Origin of the sequence: Massilia sp. GER05 (genome assembly GCF_052056005.1) — a bacterium.
Classification (GTDB): domain Bacteria; phylum Pseudomonadota; class Gammaproteobacteria; order Burkholderiales; family Burkholderiaceae_D; genus Telluria; species Telluria orientalis.
The window spans coordinates 4,518,685-4,537,901 of the sequence record NZ_CP178858.1 but is presented as its reverse complement, the minus strand read 5'-3'; the positions used below and the strand labels follow the sequence as shown (position 1 = coordinate 4,537,901).

The following is a 19,217-nucleotide window of genomic DNA, read 5'->3' as shown; positions in this document are numbered from 1 at the left end:
TCCACGCCGGCCTATCCTTTGCAGGCGAGGCCGTAGCGCGTCATCGTACAGGCGCGCTCGATACACCGGCGCGCGTCGTAGCCGTGGGCCCGGCATTGCATCAGCGTCTCTTCGCGGCGCTGGCGCGGCGACGGGTCGGCGGCGACCGGAGGCGTCGCTCTGGTTGCCGTGCGGCGCGCCTTCGCGGCGCCCTGTTTCTTCACTGCCGTCCTCGTGCGCGCCGTGCGCCGGGGCGGCGTGACGTCGGCCGGGGCCGCGGCAGGCGCCTTGTCCTCGACGATGGGGGCGACGGGCTCATCGGGCACCGGCTTCACAGGTTCCGGCGTGACGGCGGGCTGCACCGGCACCGGTGCGGGCGCTGGTGCGCGGGCAACGAAGGCCGCCGCGGCCGGCGGCTGCCCTGCCGGTGACGTGTTCGCCACGACGACGAGCGCATCCTCGACCCGGTTTTCCTCGTACAGCCACAAGCCGCCCGCCGCCAGGCCGGCCAGCAGGCCGCCCGCGATGCTCCACGTGACGAGGCGGCGCCTCCACATGCTCGTCCAGGCCGGCGTCTCGCGCGCCGCCGCTTCCTCGCGCAGGCGCGCGGCGAGCCATGCCGCTTCGATGTCCGGCTGCACGGGGCGCGGGATCGTGCCCGTGTCGGCGCGCGGCGGCGGAATGTGATCGGCGACCGGCGGCGCCTCGGGAGGGCGTGGCGGCTCCGGGGGCTGGCGGGCCGCGGCGCCGGGCACGGTGGCCTCGTCGACGGGCACGGTGGCCTCGTCGACGGGCGGCGGCGCTGTTGGCCGCGCCGTCCGTGCTTGCGCGATGCGGTCGGCCAGCGCTTCGATCGCGACGCCCTTGCCGCGCGCCGAGACTTCCGGCGCGCGTTGCACCGGCCCGGGGTCGGCCTTCTGGACGGCCGCGCCGGCTTCGGCCCGCTGCGAACCGGGGCCGTGCCAGACGGCCGGCCGCCGGCGCGGCGCGGCCTGAGATGGCGGCGGAGATGGCGGCGCCGACGATGCCGAGCCGCTTTCCTGGAAGTCTTGCAACAATTGGGTCTTCATGGTGCAGTGCGCAATTCCGGATCCCGGAGGAGCAGTGTACCGAATTCAACCCAAGTGCGGAGCGCGCCTGCGTTACAGTGTCACGACCACCCGCAGCGCCCCGGTACGAACGGCCGGCAGCCTGACGTCGAGCACGCGCCGTTTCGCATCCCAGCGGTACGCGATCGCCTTGCCGCCGACCTGCACGGCCCGGGGTTTCGCGGCCACGTTGTGCACCTTCAGGTCGAACGTGCGCGCGGTCGGCGTCGCGGCGGCGCCGGGTTCCGGCGCGACCGTCAGGGCCAGGCGGCCGTCGGCGAAGGTGCTGGAGAACCGCACCAGCTCGTACTTGCCCGTTTCGAACGCGTGCGCGGTGTGGCCGTCGTCGTCGTACAGGTGGCTCTGCGCCTGCGTCACGCCCGCGTCGTGCCAGTAATGCAGGTCGAGCTTTGCCGTCGAATAATCGCGCGTGCTCTGCACGGGCTGCGCGAGCGGGACGAACGCGCCGGCGCGGACGTAAGTCGGAATGCGGTCCGGACGCGGCGTCACCGTCTCCAGGATGCCGCCGTGATGCGGCTCGTCCGTGTAGAAGTCGAACCACACGCTGCCCTTGCGCGGGAAGAAGACTTCCTTGCGCGTGGCGTCCGGTTCCGTGACGGGGGCGACGAGGAAGTCCGGGCCCCACAAGTACGTGGACGAGATGCCCGTCGTCGACATGAATTCGTTGTCCGGGTCCTCGAACAGCACGGGGCGCATCATGGGCATGCCGGTGCGGCTGTCGTCGAAGGCGGCCGTGTAGTTATACGGCAGCATCGCGTAACGAAGGCGGATGGCGTCGCGCGCGCGCGCCTTCACGGCCGGCGTGCGGAAGATCGCCTCGGCCGGCACTTCTTCCTGCGCATGCGGGCGGAAGATCGGCTGGAACACGCCGTACTGGAGCCAGCGCACGTACAGCTCGTCGTCCAGCACGGGTCCGGCAAAGCCGCCCAGGTCGGAGTGCATATAGGCCTGGCCCTGCATGCCCATCTGCAGCGCGATCTCCATCTGCGACTGCAGGCCGCCCCAGCCCCGCTGAACGTCGCCGGACCAAGGGATCATGCCGAAGCGCTGCGAACCCGAGTAGCCCGAGCGCATCAGGATGAACGGCCGCTCCTGCGGAAAGTCGCGCGCATAGCCGTCGGCGATCAGCTTCGCCCATTCGTGGCCGTAGATGTTGTGGACCTGGTCCGCGGTGCCGGTGGCGTGGCGCGCGGCCGACGGATGCGTCTCGGGCTCGCCCAGATCGCCCCACCAGCCGGCGGCGCCGCCCGCCTTGAGGTCTTTATAGATGTTCCAGAACCAGTCGCGCGCCTGCGGCTTGAACACGTCGATCAGGCCCGTGTTCCCGAAGAAGAAATCGAAGACGAACGGTTTGCCCTGCGCATCCGTCGCGAGGACGCCCTGCCGGGCCGCTTCCTGCCAGCGCTTCGACGTCGTCAGCACGAACGGCTCCGTGATGAGGACCGTCTTGACGCCCTTCCTGTTGAAATCCGCCATCATCGTCTCGGCATGGGGGAAGCTGTCGCGGTCCCACGCGAGGTTGCCCATCGTCCCCTTGACCGTCTTGCCGAACCAGTACAGGTCGAACACGATGGCGTCCAGCGGGATGCCGTCCGCGATGAATTTATCGACGACGGCGCGCGCTTCGGCCTCGTTGTGGTACCCGAAGCGGCTCGCGAAATTGCCGAACGCCCAGCGCGGCGGCAGCGGCTGGCGGCCGGTCAGGCGCGTCGTCTCGTCCATCAGCTGCGCCCAGTCGTCGCCCGCGATCACCTGGTAGGTCTTGCGGCCGCCCATCACTTCGTAGCGCAGGGTACCGTCCTTGCGGCTGTCGAAATCGAGCCAGCCGGCCTGCGGGTTGTCGAAGTGGATCGCGTACTTGTGCGACGACACGGCCATCGGAATGCCATAGCCCATCTGGTCGGCACGGTTGCCGAAGCCGTACGACGCGCGGTTGTACAGGCGGAAGCGGTTGCCGCGCCGGTTCATGCCGACGGCGCGCGAGCCGGCGCCGTACAGCGCCTCGTCGCCCGCGAGCGCGAACTCGATGCTTTCCAGTTCTCCCGCGTGGCCATAGCCCCCCTTTTCGGCGACGAGCGGTTTTCCCTTGTACGCATAGCTGATGCGCAGCGGCGATTTTTCCACCGTGACCGTGATGCCGTCCGTGACGAGCTGGATGCGCCCGTCCGCCTCCCGGACCGTGGCCTGCGCCTGGCCGGGCTTCAGCACGACGGCGTGCGAGGCCGGATCGAACGTCTCGCCGCGCGGCACGAAGCTCGTCTCGACGATGTTGGCGTCGTAGGGCCGGATCAGGTAGCGGCCGTCGCTGGTGGCGATGTCCAGCGTCCCGTTGTCGTTGCGGTAGCCGAGGAACGCGCGCTCCGCATTCTGCGCATGGGACGGCAGGCTGGCGAGCAGGCAAAGGGCGAGGACGGCGTGGGGGATCGGCTTCATGGTCTCCGGGCGGTATCGTTGTTGGAATACGGGAGTTTAACTGCATTCCGTAGAAAAGCTACAGAGATGGGCTGCAGACATAGAATTTCTGAAGATTTGCGCGTAGTTTGACTACTTCGGCGCGTCGTGCGGCGGTCGCGGCATTCTCGGGTCAGAATAGCGGCAACGACAACCCATGAGAGACCCCATGCGCATCGCGACCTTCAACGTCAACGGCATCAACAGCCGCCTCCCCGCCCTGCTCCAGTGGCTCGAGGAGACGCAGCCCGACGTGGCCTGCCTGCAGGAGCTGAAGGCGCCGCAGGAAAAATTTCCCGAGATGGAGATCCGCGCGGCCGGCTATTGTCCGATCTGGCACGGCCAGAAAAGCTGGAACGGCGTCGCGATCCTCGCGCGCGGCACCGAGCCGCAGGAACTCCAGCGCGGCCTGCCGGGCGATCCCGACGACGAGCAGAGCCGCTACATCGAGGCCGCCGTGAACGGCATCCTCGTCGCCTGCCTGTACCTGCCGAACGGGAACCCGGCGCCGGGCCCTAAATTCGAGTACAAGCTGCGCTGGTTCGAGCGCCTGCGGCTGCGCGCGCAGGAACTCATCGCCACGGGTGCGCCGGTCGTCATCGCGGGCGACTACAACGTGATGCCGACGGAACTGGACGTCTACAAGCCGGAACGCTGGCTCGACGATGCGCTGTTCCGCCCGGAGACGCGCGCGGCCTACCAGCGCCTGCTCGACCAGGGCTGGACGGATGCCCTTCGGGCGACGCACCCCGGCGAAGTCATCTACACGTTCTGGGATTATTTCCGTGACGCGTACGGCCGCAACGCGGGCCTGCGCATCGACCACCTGCTGCTGAGCCCCGCCCTCGCGCCGAAGCTGAAGGCGGCCGGCGTCGACCGCGACGTGCGCGGGCGCGAGAAGCCGAGCGACCATGCGCCGACGTGGGTCGAGCTCGATTGGCCAAAACTTCCTGGTGCATAAGCCACGCTACCTGCCTGAAGACCGTCATCCCCGCGCAGGCGGGGATCCAAGCTCTGCGTCCGTAGCTGGAGAAATTGGGTTCCCGCCTGCGCGGGAACGACGGTGTCTCAGTTGCCCACAGTCCGCCGCACCGGCGCCCGTCCCAGCACCATCCCGAGGCGTAACGCGCTGTCGGTGACGATCTCGATGTCCGGCGTGTACCCGTCCTCGATCCAGCGCAGCGCGATGTGGATCACGCCGCCGACGATGCCCGCTTCCAGCAGCGGATCGGCCGGCACGCCGGGCGGCACGACGTAGCGCCCGACCTGTTCGCCGATGGCGCGCAGCGCGGCATCGAACGCCTTGTCGACGGCCCGGCTGACGCCGCGGATCTCGACGAGGAACACGCGCGCCGAACGGGGCTCGCGCTGCAGCGCCGCGAAATACGTATGCAGCATCGCACGGGCCCGCGCGACCCGGCTGCGGCCGGCCTGCTGGGCCGCTTCGGTGAGCTCGCCCAGCACGCCGTACGTGACGGCGTTGAACGAGGCGATCAACAACTCTTCGCTGTTCGCGAAGGATTCGTAAAAATAGCGTTCGGTCAGCCCGGCGGCCTCGCAGACGGCCTTGACGGTCGACTGGCGGTAGCCGCGCTCGCCATACACGGCGACGGCCGCCGCGATCAGTTGCGCGCGCCGCTGCGCTCGCCGTTCGTCTTGCGGGACGCCGCGATAAGGCCGGGCAGGTTGGGAAGTTTCTGGAGGCATCCTTCTATTTTCGCACAGAACATTGCTTATCGATATGTGACAATATACAGTGTCAGTCGCATTCCAAAACCAACGAGACACGCCATGCCCGAACCCGCCGCGGCGCCATTTTTCGACGTCATCATCGTCGGCGCCGGCCTGTCCGGCATCGGCGCCGCCCGGCACCTCCAGCGGGGCTGCCCCGGCAAGACCTGGGCCACCCTGGAAGCACGCGCCGCGCTCGGCGGCACGCGGTCGTCGTCGGCAGCGGGGCCGCGGCCGTGACGCTCGTGCCGGCGATGGCGCAGGACGCCGCCCTCCTCAAGAAAGCGATCAAACGATGACTCTCGTCCTGGTACTCCTCGCCGTCCTCGCGTTGCCGGTGTTCGTGGCCTTCCTGTTCACGCTGTGGACCGCGCGCAAGGTGGAAGCCGTGCTGCCGCCGCAGGGCCGCTTCGTCGACGTGCCCGGCGCGCGCCTGCACGTCCAGGAATTCGACGGCGGCGACCCGAACCTGCCCCCGCTGCTGCTCGTGCACGGCCTTGCTGGCCAGCTCGCGCACTACACGTACGGCGTGACGGACCGGCTGGCCGGGCGCTACCGCATGGTCGCCGTCGACCGCGCCGGATCCGGCTTTTCCACGCGCGCGCCCGGCACGGCGGCCGACCTGGACACGCAGGCCGCCATGCTCGCCGCGCTGATCGAACAATTGAGACTGGAGCGTCCGCTCGTCGTGGGTCACTCACTGGGCGGTGCGCTCGCCCTCGCGCTCGCGTTGCGCCATCCGGACCGCGTGGGCGGCCTCGCGCTGGTGGCGCCGCTGACGCACATGCAGGAGCACGTGCCGCCCGTGTTCGAAGGGCTGACGATCCTGTCGCCGACGTGGCGCAATCTTGTCGCATGGACCCTCGCGATTCCCGCGTCGATCAAGAACAGCCGCGTGGCCCTGGACCAGGTGTTCGGCCCGGAAGCCGTGCCGGCGGATTTCGCGACGCGCGGCGGCGGCCTGCTTGGCTTGCGTCCCAGCGCGTTCCTGGCGGCGTCCGACGACTTGCGCGCGCTCCCCGACTGCCTGCCCGCGCAGGAGACGCGCTACGGCGAACTGCAGCTCCCCGTCAGCATCCTGTACGGCAAGGACGACCGCATCCTCGACTGGCGGGCGCACGGCCAGGCGCTCGCGGACAAGGTACGTGGAGCGCGGCTGGAACTGGTCGAGGGCGGCCACATGCTGCCCATCACGAATCCGGACGCGACGGCCGCGTTCATCGACGCGGCCGCGGCTCAGGCGACGCTGTCCGCCAGCGCCGCCTTCAACGCGGCCAGGTCGTAAGGCTTGCGCAGCACGACGGCGTCCGGCCAGTTGTTGACCTCTCCCTGCCCGGTCGCGAACACGATGCGGATGCCGGGCGCCAGGGTGCGGGCCTGGGCGGCCAGCAGGTCGCCGGACATGCCGGGCAACAATACGTCCGTGATCAGCACGTCCGACGCGGACGAAATGAGCGCGAGCGCCTGCTCCGCATCGACGGCTTCCAGCACCTCGTGGCCGAGGTGGCGCAGCAGCGCCGCGGTCGAGTCGCGGATCTCGTCCTCGTCTTCCACCAGAACGATGCGCAGGCGGCCCGGATCGGGCTTGCGCCCGGCCGAAGGCAGAAGCGGCAGCACATTCGACGGCGCGCCGTCCACGTGGACGCGGTTTCTCTGGTTCGCGAGCACCTGGCGGATGCGGCGCGCCAGGCTTTCGCGCGTGTACGGCTTGCCCAGCAGCTCCACGCCCGGATCGAGGCGGCCGCCGTGCACGATCGAGTTTTCCGTGTACCCGGACGTGAACAGCACGGCGAGGTTCGGCAGCCGTTCGCGGGCCATGCGGGCGAGGTCCGGGCTGCGCAGGGTGCCGGGCATGACGACGTCCGTGAACAGCACGTCGATCGGCACGCCGGATTCCACCACTGCGAGCGCGCTGGCCGCATCGGCCGCCTTCAGCACGCGGTAGCCGAGCTGGGTCAGCATCTCGACGACGGTCGTGCGCACGGCTTCGTCGTCTTCCGCCACGAGGATCGTCTCGCTACCGCCGACGGCCGGCTGGTGCGGGTCCATCGGGCCCAGGGGCTCCTCGGCCGCCGTCGTGCGCGGCAGGTACAGCTTCACCGTCGTGCCCTGCCCCGGCTCGCTGTAAATCTTGACGTGGCCGCCGGACTGCTTGACGAAGCCATACACCATCGACAGCCCGAGGCCGGAACCTTTACCCTCCGCCTTGGTCGAGAAGAACGGCTCGAACGCCTGGCGCAGCACGTCCGGTGTCATGCCGCTGCCCGTGTCCGTCACCGCCAGCATCACGTACTGGCCCGGTGCCACGTCGCCGTGCGTGCGGCAATATAAATCGTCGAGGATGGCGTTGTGCGCCTCGATCGTCAGCTTGCCCGCACCGGACATGGCGTCGCGCGCGTTGATGGCAAGGTTGAGGATCGCGTTCTCCACCTGCGCCACGTCGACCGCCGTATTCCACAATCCACCCGAGAGCGCGAGCTCCACTTCGATCTGTTCGCCGAGTGCGCGGCGCAGCATGTCTTCCATGCCCGTCACGACGCGGCCGATCTTGACCACCTTCGGTTCCAGCGGCTGGCGGCGGCCGAACGCGAGCAGGTAGCTCGCCAGCTTCGCGCCCTTTTCCACGGCCTGACGCGCATTCCCGATCCACCGCTTCGTGTTGGCAACCCCGTCCGCGCCCCCCGTGTGCATTTCCAGCAGCTGCAGGTTGCCCGAAATGATCTGCAGGAGGTTGTTGAAATCGTGCGCCACGCCGCCCGTCAGCTTGCCGATCGTCTCCATCTTCTGCGACTGCTGCAGTGCCAGTTCCGTGCGGCGGATCTGCTCCGCCTGTTCGCGGTCGGCCGTGATGTCGCGGCCGATCGCGTGGATGAAATCGGCGTCCGGCGCCGCGGTCCACGACAGCACGCAATAGCTGCCGTCCTTGCGCCGGTAGCGGTTCTCGAATTTATAGACGTAATGGCCCTCGCCCAGCGACGCCATCTGCGCCATCGTTGCGGCCTGGTCGTCCGGGTGCACGAGATGCAGGAAGTTCTTGCCGACGATGTCGTGCTCGGCCCAGCCGAGCAGCGACCCGAACGACGGACTGACCGCTTCGACGTTGCCGTCGAACGACGCGACGAGCATGACGTCGCGCGACAGGCGCCACATGCGGTCGCGCTCCGCCGTGCGCCGCGCGACCGTCGATTCCAGGTCCGCGTTCAGCGCCGCGAGGCGGTGCGCGATCACCTTCTGGTCTTCGATGTCGATGCTGGTGCCGATCCAGCGGGCCACGTTGCCGTCCGCATCACGCAGCGCGACGGCGCGCGACAGATGCCAGCGGTACGTGCCGTCCGCGCGGCGCAGGCGGAACTCGGCGTCGAACGGCGCGCCCGACGCCACGGCGATCGCCCAGCGCTTCTGCACGGCCGGCAGGTCGTCGGGGTGCACGATGGCAGTCCACGCGATGCCCGCGTGGGCGGCGTGATCGAGACCGCCGTACGCGTACGCGTGCGTGTTGAACCAATCGAGCCTGCCGTCCTTCGTGGCCGTCCATACCTGGTTCGGCATCGCCTCGGCGAACGTGCGGAACTTTTCCTCGCTCTCGCGCAGCGCCCGCTCGGCCCCGACGCGCACCGTGACGTCGCCGCCCTGCACGAAGATGCCGAACACGGTGCCGTCCTCGCGCTTGACGGGCTGGTAAACGAAATCGACGTAGTGCAGGCGGCGGTTGCCGCCGCTGTCGGCCAGCCACAACGGGCTCGCGGTCGCGGTATAAGTCGTGCCGGTGAGGTAGACCTGGTCGAGGATCGCGATCACGCCCTGCGGCACCGTCTCCGGCAGCGCGTCGCGCAGCGGCTTGCCGATCAGGTCGCGCTGGCCGGCCAGCGCGCGATAGGCTGCGTTCGCGGACTGGATCACGTGGTCGGCGCCCGCCAGCTGGGCCATGAAGCCGGGCGCCTGCTCGAACATCGTCTGCAGGCGGTCGTGTTCCCCGCTCAGCCAGCGCTCGGCGCGCACCTTCGCCGTCGTCTCGACGACGATGGCGATCACGCCGACGACGGCGCCGGCCGCATCGACGATCGGCGAGTAATCGAGATTCATCCACACCGGCTCGGGCTTGCCGCTGCGGTGCAGGGTCAGTTCCTGGTCGCGGTACGACAGCGTGCCGCCGGCCAGGCCGACTTTCATCACGTTGTCGTTGAAGTCGGCCACTTCGGGCCAGCCTTCGCGCACCCTGGAGCCAAGCAGGCGCGGATGGCGGCCGCCCGCGAAGCCGGAATACGCGTCGTTGTAGATCATGACGCCGTCCTCGCCCCATAACGTGACGATGGGCACGGGCGAACGCAGGATCAGTTCGACGGTGGTACGGACGACGTCCGGCCAGCGGCAGATGGGGCCGAGGCTCGTGCCGGCCCAGTCGTAGTCGTCGATGATTCCGCCTAGCAGGCCGCCGCCCGCGCCGAAGGTTCTGACCGGAGCCGCCTGAGTCGACATCGTGTGAATCTGCCCGCTGGAATATTGTGAAGTCCGCGATTTTAATCGCGTTTGCAATCGTGCGGTCACACGATTCGCGACCTTGTCCGGATCAGCCCCTGTCCGCTGCACCGCATGCTAAGGTGCGGGCCAGATGCGACGGGCGCGCGCGCGGCGATCCCATGCTGGCATGCTGCAGGGCAGCACGAAAATTCCCGGCGAAAGCACCCGTGCGCCGTCTTTCCGGAATTAATATGTTGCTGCCGCACACACACCTTACCAAGGGGGACAGCGTTTATGAGCCAGAGTACACCTCTGTCGCTGCACGTCCCGGAGCCTACCGGCCGCCCGGGTTGCAAGACCGATTTTTCTTACCTCGACATCCACCAGGCCGGCGACACACCCCGCCCGCCCGTCGACGTCCGCTACCAGGACACGGCACTACTTGCCGCCGGCATGATCCGCGTGCTGGACGACGACGGCAATGCCGTCGGCCCGTGGGATCCGGGCCTCGACCGCGACAGCTTGCGCTTCGGCCTGAGAACGATGATGAAGACCCGCATCTTCGACGCGCGCATGGTGATCGCGCAGCGCCAGAAGAAGTTGTCGTTCTACATGACCTCGCTCGGCGAGGAGGCCATCGGCAGCGCCCATGCGCTCGCCCTGAAGGATGGCGACATGTGCTTCCCCACCTATCGCCAGCAAAGCCTGCTGATGGCGCGCGAGTATCCGCTCGTGGACATGGTGTGCCAGCTGCTGTCGAACGAAGCGGACCCGCTGAAGGGCCGCCAGCTTCCCGTGATGTATTCCGTGAAGAACAAAGGCTTCTTCACGATCTCCGGCAACCTCGCGACGCAGATCCCGCAGGCGGTCGGCTGGGCCATGGCGTCCGCGATCAAGGGCGACACGAAGATCGCGTCCGGGTGGATCGGCGACGGCGCCACGGCGGAAAGCGATTTCCACACGGGCCTCACGTTCGCGCACGTGTACCAGGCGCCCGTGATCCTGAACGTCGTCAACAACCAGTGGGCGATCTCCTCCTTCCAGGCCATCGCGGGCGGCGAGAGCGTCAGCTTCGCCGCCCGCGGCGTCGGCGCCGGGATCGCGTCGCTCCGGGTGGACGGCAACGATTTCCTGGCCGTGTATGCCGCGTCGTGCTGGGCCGCCGAGCGGGCGCGCCGCAACCTCGGTCCCACGCTCATCGAATGGGTGACGTACCGCGCCGGGCCGCACTCGACGTCGGACGACCCGTCGCGCTACCGGCCCGCCGACGAATGGACCTATTTCCCGCTGGGCGATCCGATCGGCCGCCTGCGCCGCCACCTGATCGGCAAGGGCTGGTGGTCGGACGCCGAACACGAGGCCCTGCAGGCCGAACTGGAAGCCGAGGTGCTGGCCGCGCAGAAGGAAGCGGAACGCCACGGCACGCTGATCGACGGCCGCCTGCCGAGCGCCGCGTCGATGTTCGAGGACGTCTACAAGGACATGCCCGAACACCTGCGCCGCCAACGCCAGCAACTGGGGGTGTGACATGAAGCGCGACATCGACAACGACATCAAGACCACCCCGATGACGATGATCCAGGCCCTCCGCTCGGCCATGGACGTCATGCTCGGGCGCGACGACAACGTCGTCATCTACGGCCAGGACGTGGGCTATTTCGGCGGCGTGTTCCGCGTGACCGACGGCCTGCAGGCGAAATACGGCAAGCAGCGCTGCTTCGACGCGCCGATCTCGGAAGGCGGCATCGTCGGCACGGCGGTGGGCATGGCGGCGTACGGGTTGCGGCCCGTCGTCGAGATCCAGTTCGCCGACTATTTTTATCCGGCGACCGACCAGATCGTGTCGGAAGCGGCGCGCCTGCGCTACCGCTCGGCAGGCGATTTCACCGCGCCGCTGACGATCCGCATGCCCTGCGGCGGCGGCATCTACGGCGGCCAGACGCACAGCCAGAGCCCGGAAGCGTTCTTCACGCACGTGTGCGGGCTGCGCACGGTGATGCCGTCCAATCCGTACGACGCGAAAGGCCTGCTGATCGCCGCGATCGAGAACGACGACCCCGTCATCTTCCTGGAACCGAAGCGGCTGTACAACGGCCCGTTCGACGGCCACCACGACCGCCCCGTCGTCTCGTGGGCGAAGCACCCGAAGGGCGAAGTCCCGGAAGGCTATTACACGGTCGCGCTGGACAAGGCCGCCGTGTTCCGCGAAGGCCAGGACCTCACCGTGCTCACGTACGGCACGATGGTGTGGGTGTCCGAGGCGGCCGCGAACGAGACGGGCATCGACGCGGAGATCATCGACCTGCGCACCCTGTGGCCGTTGGACCTCGAGACGGTCGTCGCATCGGTCAGGAAGACGGGCCGCTGCGTCGTCGTCCACGAAGCGACCCGCACGAGCGGCTTCGGCGCGGAACTCGCGGCCCTCGTGCAGGAACACTGCTTCTACCACCTCGAAGCGCCCATCGAGCGCGTGACGGGCTGGGACACGCCCTACCCGCATGCGCAGGAATGGGCGTATTTCCCGGGGCCGGACCGCGTGGGCGCGGCATTCAAACGAGCGATGGAGGCGTGATGGGACAGCATGTGATCAAGATGCCGGACCTGGGCGAAGGTATCGCGGAAGTGGAAGTCGTCGCGTGGCGCGTGCAGCCGGGCGATGCGATCGTCGAAGACCAGATCCTGGCCGACGTCATGACGGACAAGGCGACCGTGGAGATTCCGTCGCCGGTGCACGGTACGGTGATCTCACTCGGCGGCAAGGTCGGGGAATCGCTGGCGGTCGGCGCCGAGCTGATCCGGCTGGAAGTGGACGGTGCGGGGAATGCGAAGGCGGCGCCAGCGCCGGCCGACGAACCCGCGGAGGTGCCGCACGGCTTCGTGCCGGAGCCGCCGCGGGTGGCCGAAGCCGCGGCGAGCGTCGCGCAGGCGGCGCCCATCGTCGCTGCGCCGCCGCGTCCCGCGCGCACGCCTGCGCCTGCGCCTGCATTGCGCGCGGCGGGCGAAAAACCGCTCGCCGCGCCGGCCGTGCGCAAGCGCGCGTGGGACCTGGGCATCGAGCTGCAATACGTGGCCGGCAGCGGTCCCGCGGGCCGCATCACGCACGCGGACCTCGATGCGCATGTGGCGGGGCGCGGCCGCGCTGCGGGCGCGGACGGGCGTTATGCGCAGCTGGAAGGGGAAGAAGCCGTCCCCGTGATCGGCCTGCGCCGCAAGATCGCGGAAAAGATGCAACTGGCGAAGCGCCAGATCCCGCATTTCACGTACGTCGAGGAAGTCGACGTGACGGACCTGGAAGCGCTGCGCGGCCAGCTGAACGCGCGCTACGGCGAGGAGCGGGGCAAGATCACCCTGCTGCCGCTGCTGATGCGCGCCGTCGTCCTCGCGATCCGTCGCTTCCCCGACGTGAACGCCCGCTACGACGACCAGGCCAACGTGGTGACGCGCTACGCGCCCGTCCACCTGGGCATCGCGACGCAGACGGATGCCGGCCTGATGGTGCCCGTCGTGCGCCATGCGGAAGCGCGCGATCCGTGGTCCAGCGCGGCGGAGATCGCCCGGCTGGCGGACGCGGCGCGCCATGGCAAGGCGGCGCGCGACGAGTTGTCCGGCTCGACGATCACGATCACGAGCCTGGGCGCGCTGGGCGGCATCGTCAGCACGCCCGTCATCAACCGCCCGGAAGTCGCGATCGTGGGCGTGAACCGCATCGTCGACCGGCCCGTCATCAGGAATGGCGGCATGGTGGCGCGCAAGCTGATGAATTTGTCGTCGTCGTTCGACCACCGCGTCATCGACGGCATGGTGGCGGCGGAATTCATCCAGGCGGTACGCTCGTATCTCGAGTCGCCGGCCACCCTGTTCGTGGAGTGAGCGCATGACGGTCAATACCGAGAACACCACCCTCCTCGTCATCGGCGGCGGCCCGGGCGGCTACGTCGCCGCGATCCGTGCCGGGCAGCTGGGCATCCCGACCATGCTCGTCGAAGGCGCGGACCTGGGCGGCACATGCCTGAACATCGGCTGCATCCCGTCCAAGGCGCTGATCCATGCGGCAGACGCCTTCCACCAGGCCGCCAGCTACACGGGCGAGTCGCCGCTCGGCATCCGCGCGGGCGCGCCGACCATCGATGTCAGGCAAACGGTCGCGTGGAAGGACGGCGTCGTCAAGCGCCTGACGGGCGGCGTCGGCGCGCTGTTGAAGAAGAATGGCGTGAAAGTCGTGCAAGGCTGGGCGCGCATCCTGGACGGCAAGACGATCGCGGTGGGCGACCTGCGGATCCGTTGCGAACACCTGCTGCTCGCGACCGGCTCCGTACCCGTGGAACTGCCGTTCATGCCGTTCGGCGGCAACGTCGTGTCGTCGACGGAAGCGCTGGCCCCAGAGACGCTGCCGGAGCACCTGGTCGTCGTCGGCGCCGGGTACATCGGCCTGGAACTGGGCATCGCCTACCGCAAGCTGGGCGCCCGCGTGACGGTCGTGGAAGCGGCCGGCCGCGTGCTGCCCGCCTATGACGACGAACTCGTGAAGCCCGTCGCGGCAAGCCTGAAGCGGCTGGGCATCGGCCTGCACCTGGAATCGAGCGTGCTGGGCCTCGCGGAGGACGGCCGTGGCGTCCGCATGAAGGACGGCGGCGGCGAGGAAGCCGTGCTGGAAGCGGACCGCGTGCTCGTTGCCGTCGGCCGGCGGCCGCGCACGGAGGGCTACGGCCTGGAGAGCCTGCTGCTCGACATGAACGGGCGCTACGTCCGCACCGACAACCAGTGCCGCACGTCGATGCGCAACGTGTGGGCCATCGGCGACCTCACGGGCGAGCCGATGCTGGCGCACCGCGCGATGGCCCAGGGCGAGATGGTGGCCGAGATCATCGCCGGCAAGCGCCGCCATTTCACGCCGGGCGCGATTCCCGCCGTCTGCTTCACGGACCCGGAAGTGGTCGTCGTGGGCATGACGCCGCAGGAAGCGGCTGCGCTGGGTGTGGATTGCATCGGCGCGAGCTTCCCGTTCGCCGCCAACGGCCGGGCGATGACGCTGGAGTCCACGGACGGCTTCGTACGCGTGGTCGCCCGCAAGGACAATCACGTGATCGTCGGCTGGCAGGCGGTCGGCGGCGCGGTGTCGGAACTGTCTGCGGCGTTCGTGCAATCGATCGAGATGGGTGCGCAGCTGGAGGATGTCGCGGGCACGATCCACGCTCATCCGACGTTGGGCGAGGCGGTGCAGGAAGCGGCCCTCAGGGCGCTGGGCCACGCGCTGCACATCTGACAAAAACGCACGGGCGAACGGCGTCGCCCCCGGCGCCTTTCGCCCGTACCGCGCACCAGACCGCTGGCGCGTCCCCGATCCCGGACCCGCCGGGCGTTACTCCGATGCCTTGTCGTCGTCCGACTGGCGGCTGCCCGCGTTGCCGGTGCTCAGGCTGCCTATGCCGCCGAGACCGGTCTGCAATTCACCCGCCTCCTCGCCGACGAAGCCTTCGCTGTCGCGGTCCGCATCATTGCTCAGCAAATCGTCCGCCCTGCCTTTTTGCAGGTTGCCGCCGCTATCCGACTGAGCATTCGTACCGGCGCCGGTGCCGCCCGCGCCCAACGTGCCGGCGGAACTCGTGCCGTCCTTCGTCACCTGATCGTAGTTGCGCCCTTTGGCGTTGTTGCCTTCGCTCTGCATGGACATAGGATTCTCCATTCGTTCGCGTTGATGACCATCATAATCCTCCCGTATCCGCCCACTATAGGCACGCACCCGGCTGGCTTGTAGGACATGTCGGGCGAGAATGACGCAAGGCATGTCTTGTATGCTATAAAACGATGTTGCAATTGATGAATGACGAATGAACGAACCGAACATCCTGGTGATCTACGCCCACCCGGCGCCGCACCGCTCGCCCGTCCACCGCCGCCTCGCCGAGACGGCACAGGCGCTACCCGGCGTCGAGCTGTGCGAGCTGTACCAACGCTATCCCGATTTCGACATCGACGGCGAGCAGGAGCGCGAGCGGCTGCGTGCCGCCCACCTGCTCGTGTTCCTGCACCCGTTCCGCTGGTATGGCATGCCGTCCATCGTCAAGGAATGGATGGACGTCGTGCTGCAGCCCGGCTGGGCCTATAACGATTACGCCCACACGGGCGAGTGCGCGCTGCGCGGGAAAAGCTTCTGGCTCGTGACGACGACGGGCAGCGGTCCGGACGCCTACCGGCCCGGCGGCCTGCACGGCCGGCCGTTCGCCGACTTCCTCGCGCCGTACGAAGCGACGGCCGCCCTGTGCGGCATGGACTGGATCGCGCCGCTCGTCATGCACGGCGCCGCACAGGCGACGCCGGAAGCGATCGACGCGTTCGCTGCCGAGTTCCGCCATCGTCTTGAAGGCTATGCGGGCCTCGCCGCTGCCGCTCTACAGGAGCGTGCAGATGGAACATAATCTTCTTCAGAACGCGGTCGTCTACCTCGGCGCCGCCGTGCTGGTCGTCCCGCTCGCGAAGCGCCTCGGCATGGGCGCCGTGCTGGGCTATCTCGTCGCCGGGATCCTCATCGGCCCGTTCGGCCTGCGCTTCGTCGCCGATGGCGAGGACGCGCTGCATTTCGCCGAATTCGGCGTCGTGCTCCTGCTGTTCCTGATCGGCCTGGAGCTGGAACCAAGCCGCCTGTGGGCGCTGCGCCGGCCGATCTTCGGCTGGGGCGGCGCGCAGGTGTTCGGGGTCGCGGCCGGCCTGTTCGGCGCCGCGCTATTGGCCGGCATCGACTGGAAGATCGCGCTGATCGCGGGCCTGGGCCTGTCGCTGTCATCGACCGCGATCGCCCTCGCCTCGCTGGAAGAACGCAACCTGATGCCGACACCGGCCGGCCAGGCCGGCTTCGCGATCCTGCTGTTCCAGGACATCGCCGCGATCCCGATGATCGCCATCGTGCCTTTACTGGGCGTGCCGGAATCCGCCGGTGGCGGCGGAAATGCGTGGATCGCGGCGCTGAAGGTCGCGGGCGTGCTCGCGGGCCTCGTCGTCGCGGGCCGTTTCCTGCTCCGGCCCCTGCTGCGCATCATCGCCAAGACGGATGCGCGCGAAATTTTTACCGCGTTCGCGCTGCTGCTCGTGATCGCGATCTCGCTGCTGATGCAGTGGGTGGGCATGTCGATGGCCCTCGGCGCGTTCATGGCCGGCGTGCTGCTGGCCGACTCGGAATATCGCCACGCGCTCGAGACCGACCTGGAACCGTTCAAGGGCCTGCTGCTCGGCCTGTTCTTCATCGCGGTCGGCATGTCCGTCGATTTCGCCGTGTTCCTCGCGCAGCCTCGCCTCGTGCTGGGCCTCGTCGCCGGCTTCCTGGTCATCAAGATCGCCGTGTTGTACGGCCTGTCGCGCGGCTTGAAGATCGCGCGCGGCCAGCACCTGCAGTTTTCCCTGCTGCTCGCGCAGGGCGGCGAATTCGCGTTCGTCGTGTTCGGCGCGGCCGCGACGGCAAAGGTGTTCTCGCCGGATGTGGCGAACATCCTCGTCGTCGTCGTCGCGCTGTCGATGGTCGTGACGCCGCTCGCGCTGATGGCCTACGACCGCCTGTCGGCCGGCCGCGAAGGCCGCGGCGGCAAGCGCAAGGCCGACCGCATCGAGCCGAACGAGGACCACGTGATCGTCGCGGGCTTCGGCCGCTTCGGCCAGATCGTGGGCCGCTTCCTGCACGCGAACAACGTGCGCCTGACGGTGCTGGACCACGACCCGGACCAGATCGAGGTGCTGCGCCACTTCGGCTTCAAGGTGTTCTATGGCGACGCGACCCGGCCCGACCTGCTGCGCGCCGCGGGTGCGCCGAAGGCCAGAGCCGTCGTCGTCGCCATCGACGACATCGAGGACAGCCTGAAGCTCGTGGACGCCGTGCGGCGCGAGTATCCCGACCTGCCCGTGTTCGCACGCGCCCGCAACGTCACGCACTATTACCAGCTGATGGACCGGGGCGTGGAACTGATCGAGCGCGAGACCTTTGAAGCGGCGCTGCGGCTGGGCCGCTCCGTGATGACGGCGGGCCTGGGCCAGAGCGCATACGCCACGCGGCAGGCCGCGCTGAAATTCAGGCGCTACAACAAGCAGACGCTCGATGCGGTGTACCCGTATTACAAGGACCGCGAGACCTTCGTGTCGATGGCCAAGCAGGCGCGCGAGGAACTCGAAGCCATGATTTCGCGCGACCGCAAGGCGTTCGATGAAGAAACAGGAAGCGATTGGGACTGAATCGCTCGCACTTCAAGTATCGCAGGGTGAGCTCTCCGGGCCCACGCGAACGTATGTGCGTGTTGGCGTCACGCGTGGGCACAGGGTGCCCGCCCTACGGCGCTGTTTGTTCCGTCCACGTCGGGCCGGGCGTGGCTGGCATGCCGTCCCGCCATTCCAATCGGTCGATGCACATGCGCCGCGCCGTCTGCGCGAGGTCCCACGCGTGGTACACGATCCATGTGGACGTGCCGTCCGGCCCGGTGGTGAACGAATTGTGCCCCGGCCCCAGCAGGTCCCCGCCTTTCGGCGTCCGCATGAGCAACGCTTCGTGCCCGCCTTCCGGCCGCGTGTACGGCCCGAGCGGATCGTCCGCCACGACCCAGCTGACGCCATAATTGTCGCGCTCCCACGCGCCGCCGCTGTAGAAACAATAGTAGCGGCCGTCGTGCCGCAGCACGGCCGCGCCCTCCACCGTGTGCCAGTCGTACACGGCCCCGTACATCGTGCGGCCCTTGCGGAACACGTGCCAGTCCTCGTGCGGACGGACCACGACGCGCGGTTCGCCCGCCAGCGTCGTCATGTCGACGAGCCGGTCGACGACGATGCCCGTGCCGACGCGGTACCCGCCTTCCAGTTCCAGGAAATCGGCGCAGTAGAACAGATACCACTGCCCGTCCTCCGCACGGAACGGATGCGCGTCGATGGCGAACGATCGATCGGGCACGAGCAGCTTGCCGCTGTCGACGAACGGGCCGGCCGGGTGGTCGGCGACGGCCACGCGCAGCTTCTGGTCCGTGCCTTCCGGCTTTGATCCCGCCGAATAGTACATGTAGAAGCGACCGCCCTGGCTCGCGACTTCCGGCGCCCAGTAGTGCACCTCGCCGATCGGCAGCAGCGCGTGGCCCAGCGGTTCCCATTCGACGAGGTCCGTCGAGCGCAGGACGGGCACCTGGCGCCCGTCCGCGCCGCCCGGCGCCGTGCCGTACGCGTAATACACGCCGTCGTGGCGCAGCACGAACGGGTCCGCGAACACGTCCGGGTAGACCGGGTTGCGATACGTCTTCGCCATGGGCATGCTCACAGCGAGAAGCGCAGCCCGAGGCCGTACGTGGTCGGGTTGTAGCGGATGTCGCGCGGACGGATCTCGGAGCCGAGATAGCTTTCGTACTTCTCGTGCGTGAGGTTGATCGCGTCGAATTGCAGCGACAGGTTCTTGTTCAGCGCATACGACGCGCTCAGGTCCACGTACGTGCTGGCCTTGACGATGCGGTCCTGGAAGAAGCGCGGCTCGGC

Annotated in this window: 15 protein-coding genes and 1 pseudogene; 9 read left to right on the top strand and 7 right to left on the bottom strand. The window is 68.5% G+C overall.

What is annotated here, in order from left to right; genetic code table 11:
• Positions 1–11: 11 nt before the first annotated feature.
• A complete protein-coding gene (locus ACL58G_RS20120; protein WP_440962934.1) occupies positions 12–1,049 on the bottom strand; it encodes a hypothetical protein in 1,038 nt (345 codons plus the stop codon).
• Positions 1,050–1,121: 72 nt separating this feature from the next.
• On the bottom strand, positions 1,122–3,521 hold the full coding sequence (locus ACL58G_RS20115) for a glycoside hydrolase family 31 protein (protein ID WP_440962933.1): 2,400 nt from the start codon (positions 3,519–3,521) through the stop codon (positions 1,122–1,124).
• A gap of 187 nt (positions 3,522–3,708) precedes the next feature.
• Here ACL58G_RS20115 and xth point away from each other — a divergent pair, with 187 nt between their 5' ends.
• On the top strand, positions 3,709–4,500 hold the full coding sequence (xth, locus tag ACL58G_RS20110; RefSeq protein WP_440968070.1) for an exodeoxyribonuclease III: 792 nt from the start codon (positions 3,709–3,711) through the stop codon (positions 4,498–4,500).
• A gap of 107 nt (positions 4,501–4,607) precedes the next feature.
• Here xth and ACL58G_RS20105 read toward each other — a convergent pair whose 3' ends face one another.
• Entirely contained in the window at positions 4,608–5,246 is a 639-nt protein-coding gene (locus ACL58G_RS20105) for a TetR/AcrR family transcriptional regulator (RefSeq protein ID WP_413388760.1), read from the bottom strand.
• Positions 5,247–5,330: 84 nt separating this feature from the next.
• On the opposite strand from ACL58G_RS20105, the pseudogene ACL58G_RS20100 reads away from it, so the two are divergent.
• Positions 5,331–5,477: pseudogene (locus ACL58G_RS20100) on the top strand (NAD(P)-binding protein); the annotation flags it as partial.
• Positions 5,478–5,565: 88 nt separating this feature from the next.
• A complete protein-coding gene (locus tag ACL58G_RS20095; RefSeq protein WP_440962932.1) occupies positions 5,566–6,555 on the top strand; it encodes an alpha/beta fold hydrolase in 990 nt (329 codons plus the stop codon).
• Here ACL58G_RS20095 and ACL58G_RS20090 read toward each other — a convergent pair.
• On the bottom strand, positions 6,507–9,746 hold the full coding sequence (locus ACL58G_RS20090) for a PAS domain-containing protein (protein WP_440962931.1): 3,240 nt from the start codon (positions 9,744–9,746) through the stop codon (positions 6,507–6,509). The two genes, ACL58G_RS20095 and ACL58G_RS20090, sit on opposite strands and share 49 nt — an antisense overlap.
• A gap of 276 nt (positions 9,747–10,022) precedes the next feature.
• On the opposite strand from ACL58G_RS20090, the gene ACL58G_RS20085 reads away from it, so the two are divergent.
• From ACL58G_RS20085 to lpdA, 4 genes are read left to right on the top strand one after another with little or no spacing between them, the layout of a single operon-like run.
• Positions 10,023–11,255: a 3-methyl-2-oxobutanoate dehydrogenase (2-methylpropanoyl-transferring) subunit alpha gene (locus ACL58G_RS20085; protein ID WP_440962930.1), complete on the top strand. Its 1,233-nt coding sequence runs from the start codon at positions 10,023–10,025 to the stop codon at positions 11,253–11,255.
• A 1-nt stretch (position 11,256) separates the two neighbouring features.
• Positions 11,257–12,300, top strand: coding sequence for an alpha-ketoacid dehydrogenase subunit beta (locus tag ACL58G_RS20080; protein ID WP_440962929.1), 1,044 nt, complete (start codon positions 11,257–11,259; stop codon positions 12,298–12,300).
• Positions 12,300–13,598, top strand: coding sequence for a dihydrolipoamide acetyltransferase family protein (locus ACL58G_RS20075; RefSeq protein WP_440962928.1), 1,299 nt, complete (start codon positions 12,300–12,302; stop codon positions 13,596–13,598). Before ACL58G_RS20080 ends, ACL58G_RS20075 begins: the two co-directional genes overlap by 1 nt.
• 4 nt (positions 13,599–13,602) lie before the next feature.
• On the top strand, positions 13,603–14,991 hold the full coding sequence (lpdA, locus tag ACL58G_RS20070; RefSeq protein WP_440962927.1) for a dihydrolipoyl dehydrogenase: 1,389 nt from the start codon (positions 13,603–13,605) through the stop codon (positions 14,989–14,991).
• A gap of 96 nt (positions 14,992–15,087) precedes the next feature.
• Here the strand turns inward: lpdA and ACL58G_RS20065 are convergent, their stop codons facing one another.
• Complete coding sequence (locus tag ACL58G_RS20065) at positions 15,088–15,399, bottom strand: hypothetical protein (RefSeq protein WP_413388767.1); 312 nt, start codon at positions 15,397–15,399, stop codon at positions 15,088–15,090.
• Positions 15,400–15,556: 157 nt separating this feature from the next.
• Between ACL58G_RS20065 and kefF the strand changes: the two genes are divergently transcribed.
• Both kefF and kefC read left to right on the top strand, forming a co-directional pair.
• Entirely contained in the window at positions 15,557–16,144 is a 588-nt protein-coding gene (gene kefF, locus ACL58G_RS20060; RefSeq protein ID WP_440962926.1) for a glutathione-regulated potassium-efflux system oxidoreductase KefF, read from the top strand.
• Complete coding sequence (kefC, locus tag ACL58G_RS20055; RefSeq protein WP_440962925.1) at positions 16,134–17,942, top strand: glutathione-regulated potassium-efflux system protein KefC; 1,809 nt, start codon at positions 16,134–16,136, stop codon at positions 17,940–17,942. The genes kefF and kefC overlap by 11 nt, the downstream gene beginning before the upstream one ends.
• A 94-nt stretch (positions 17,943–18,036) precedes the next feature.
• Here kefC and ACL58G_RS20050 read toward each other — a convergent pair whose 3' ends face one another.
• Positions 18,037–18,993, bottom strand: coding sequence for a glycoside hydrolase family 43 protein (locus ACL58G_RS20050; protein WP_440962924.1), 957 nt, complete (start codon positions 18,991–18,993; stop codon positions 18,037–18,039).
• An 8-nt stretch (positions 18,994–19,001) separates the two neighbouring features.
• Positions 19,002–19,169 (bottom strand): hypothetical protein, encoded by a 168-nt coding sequence (locus ACL58G_RS20045; protein ID WP_440962923.1) that lies wholly within the window; start codon positions 19,167–19,169, stop codon positions 19,002–19,004.
• Positions 19,170–19,217: the final 48 nt, after the last annotated feature.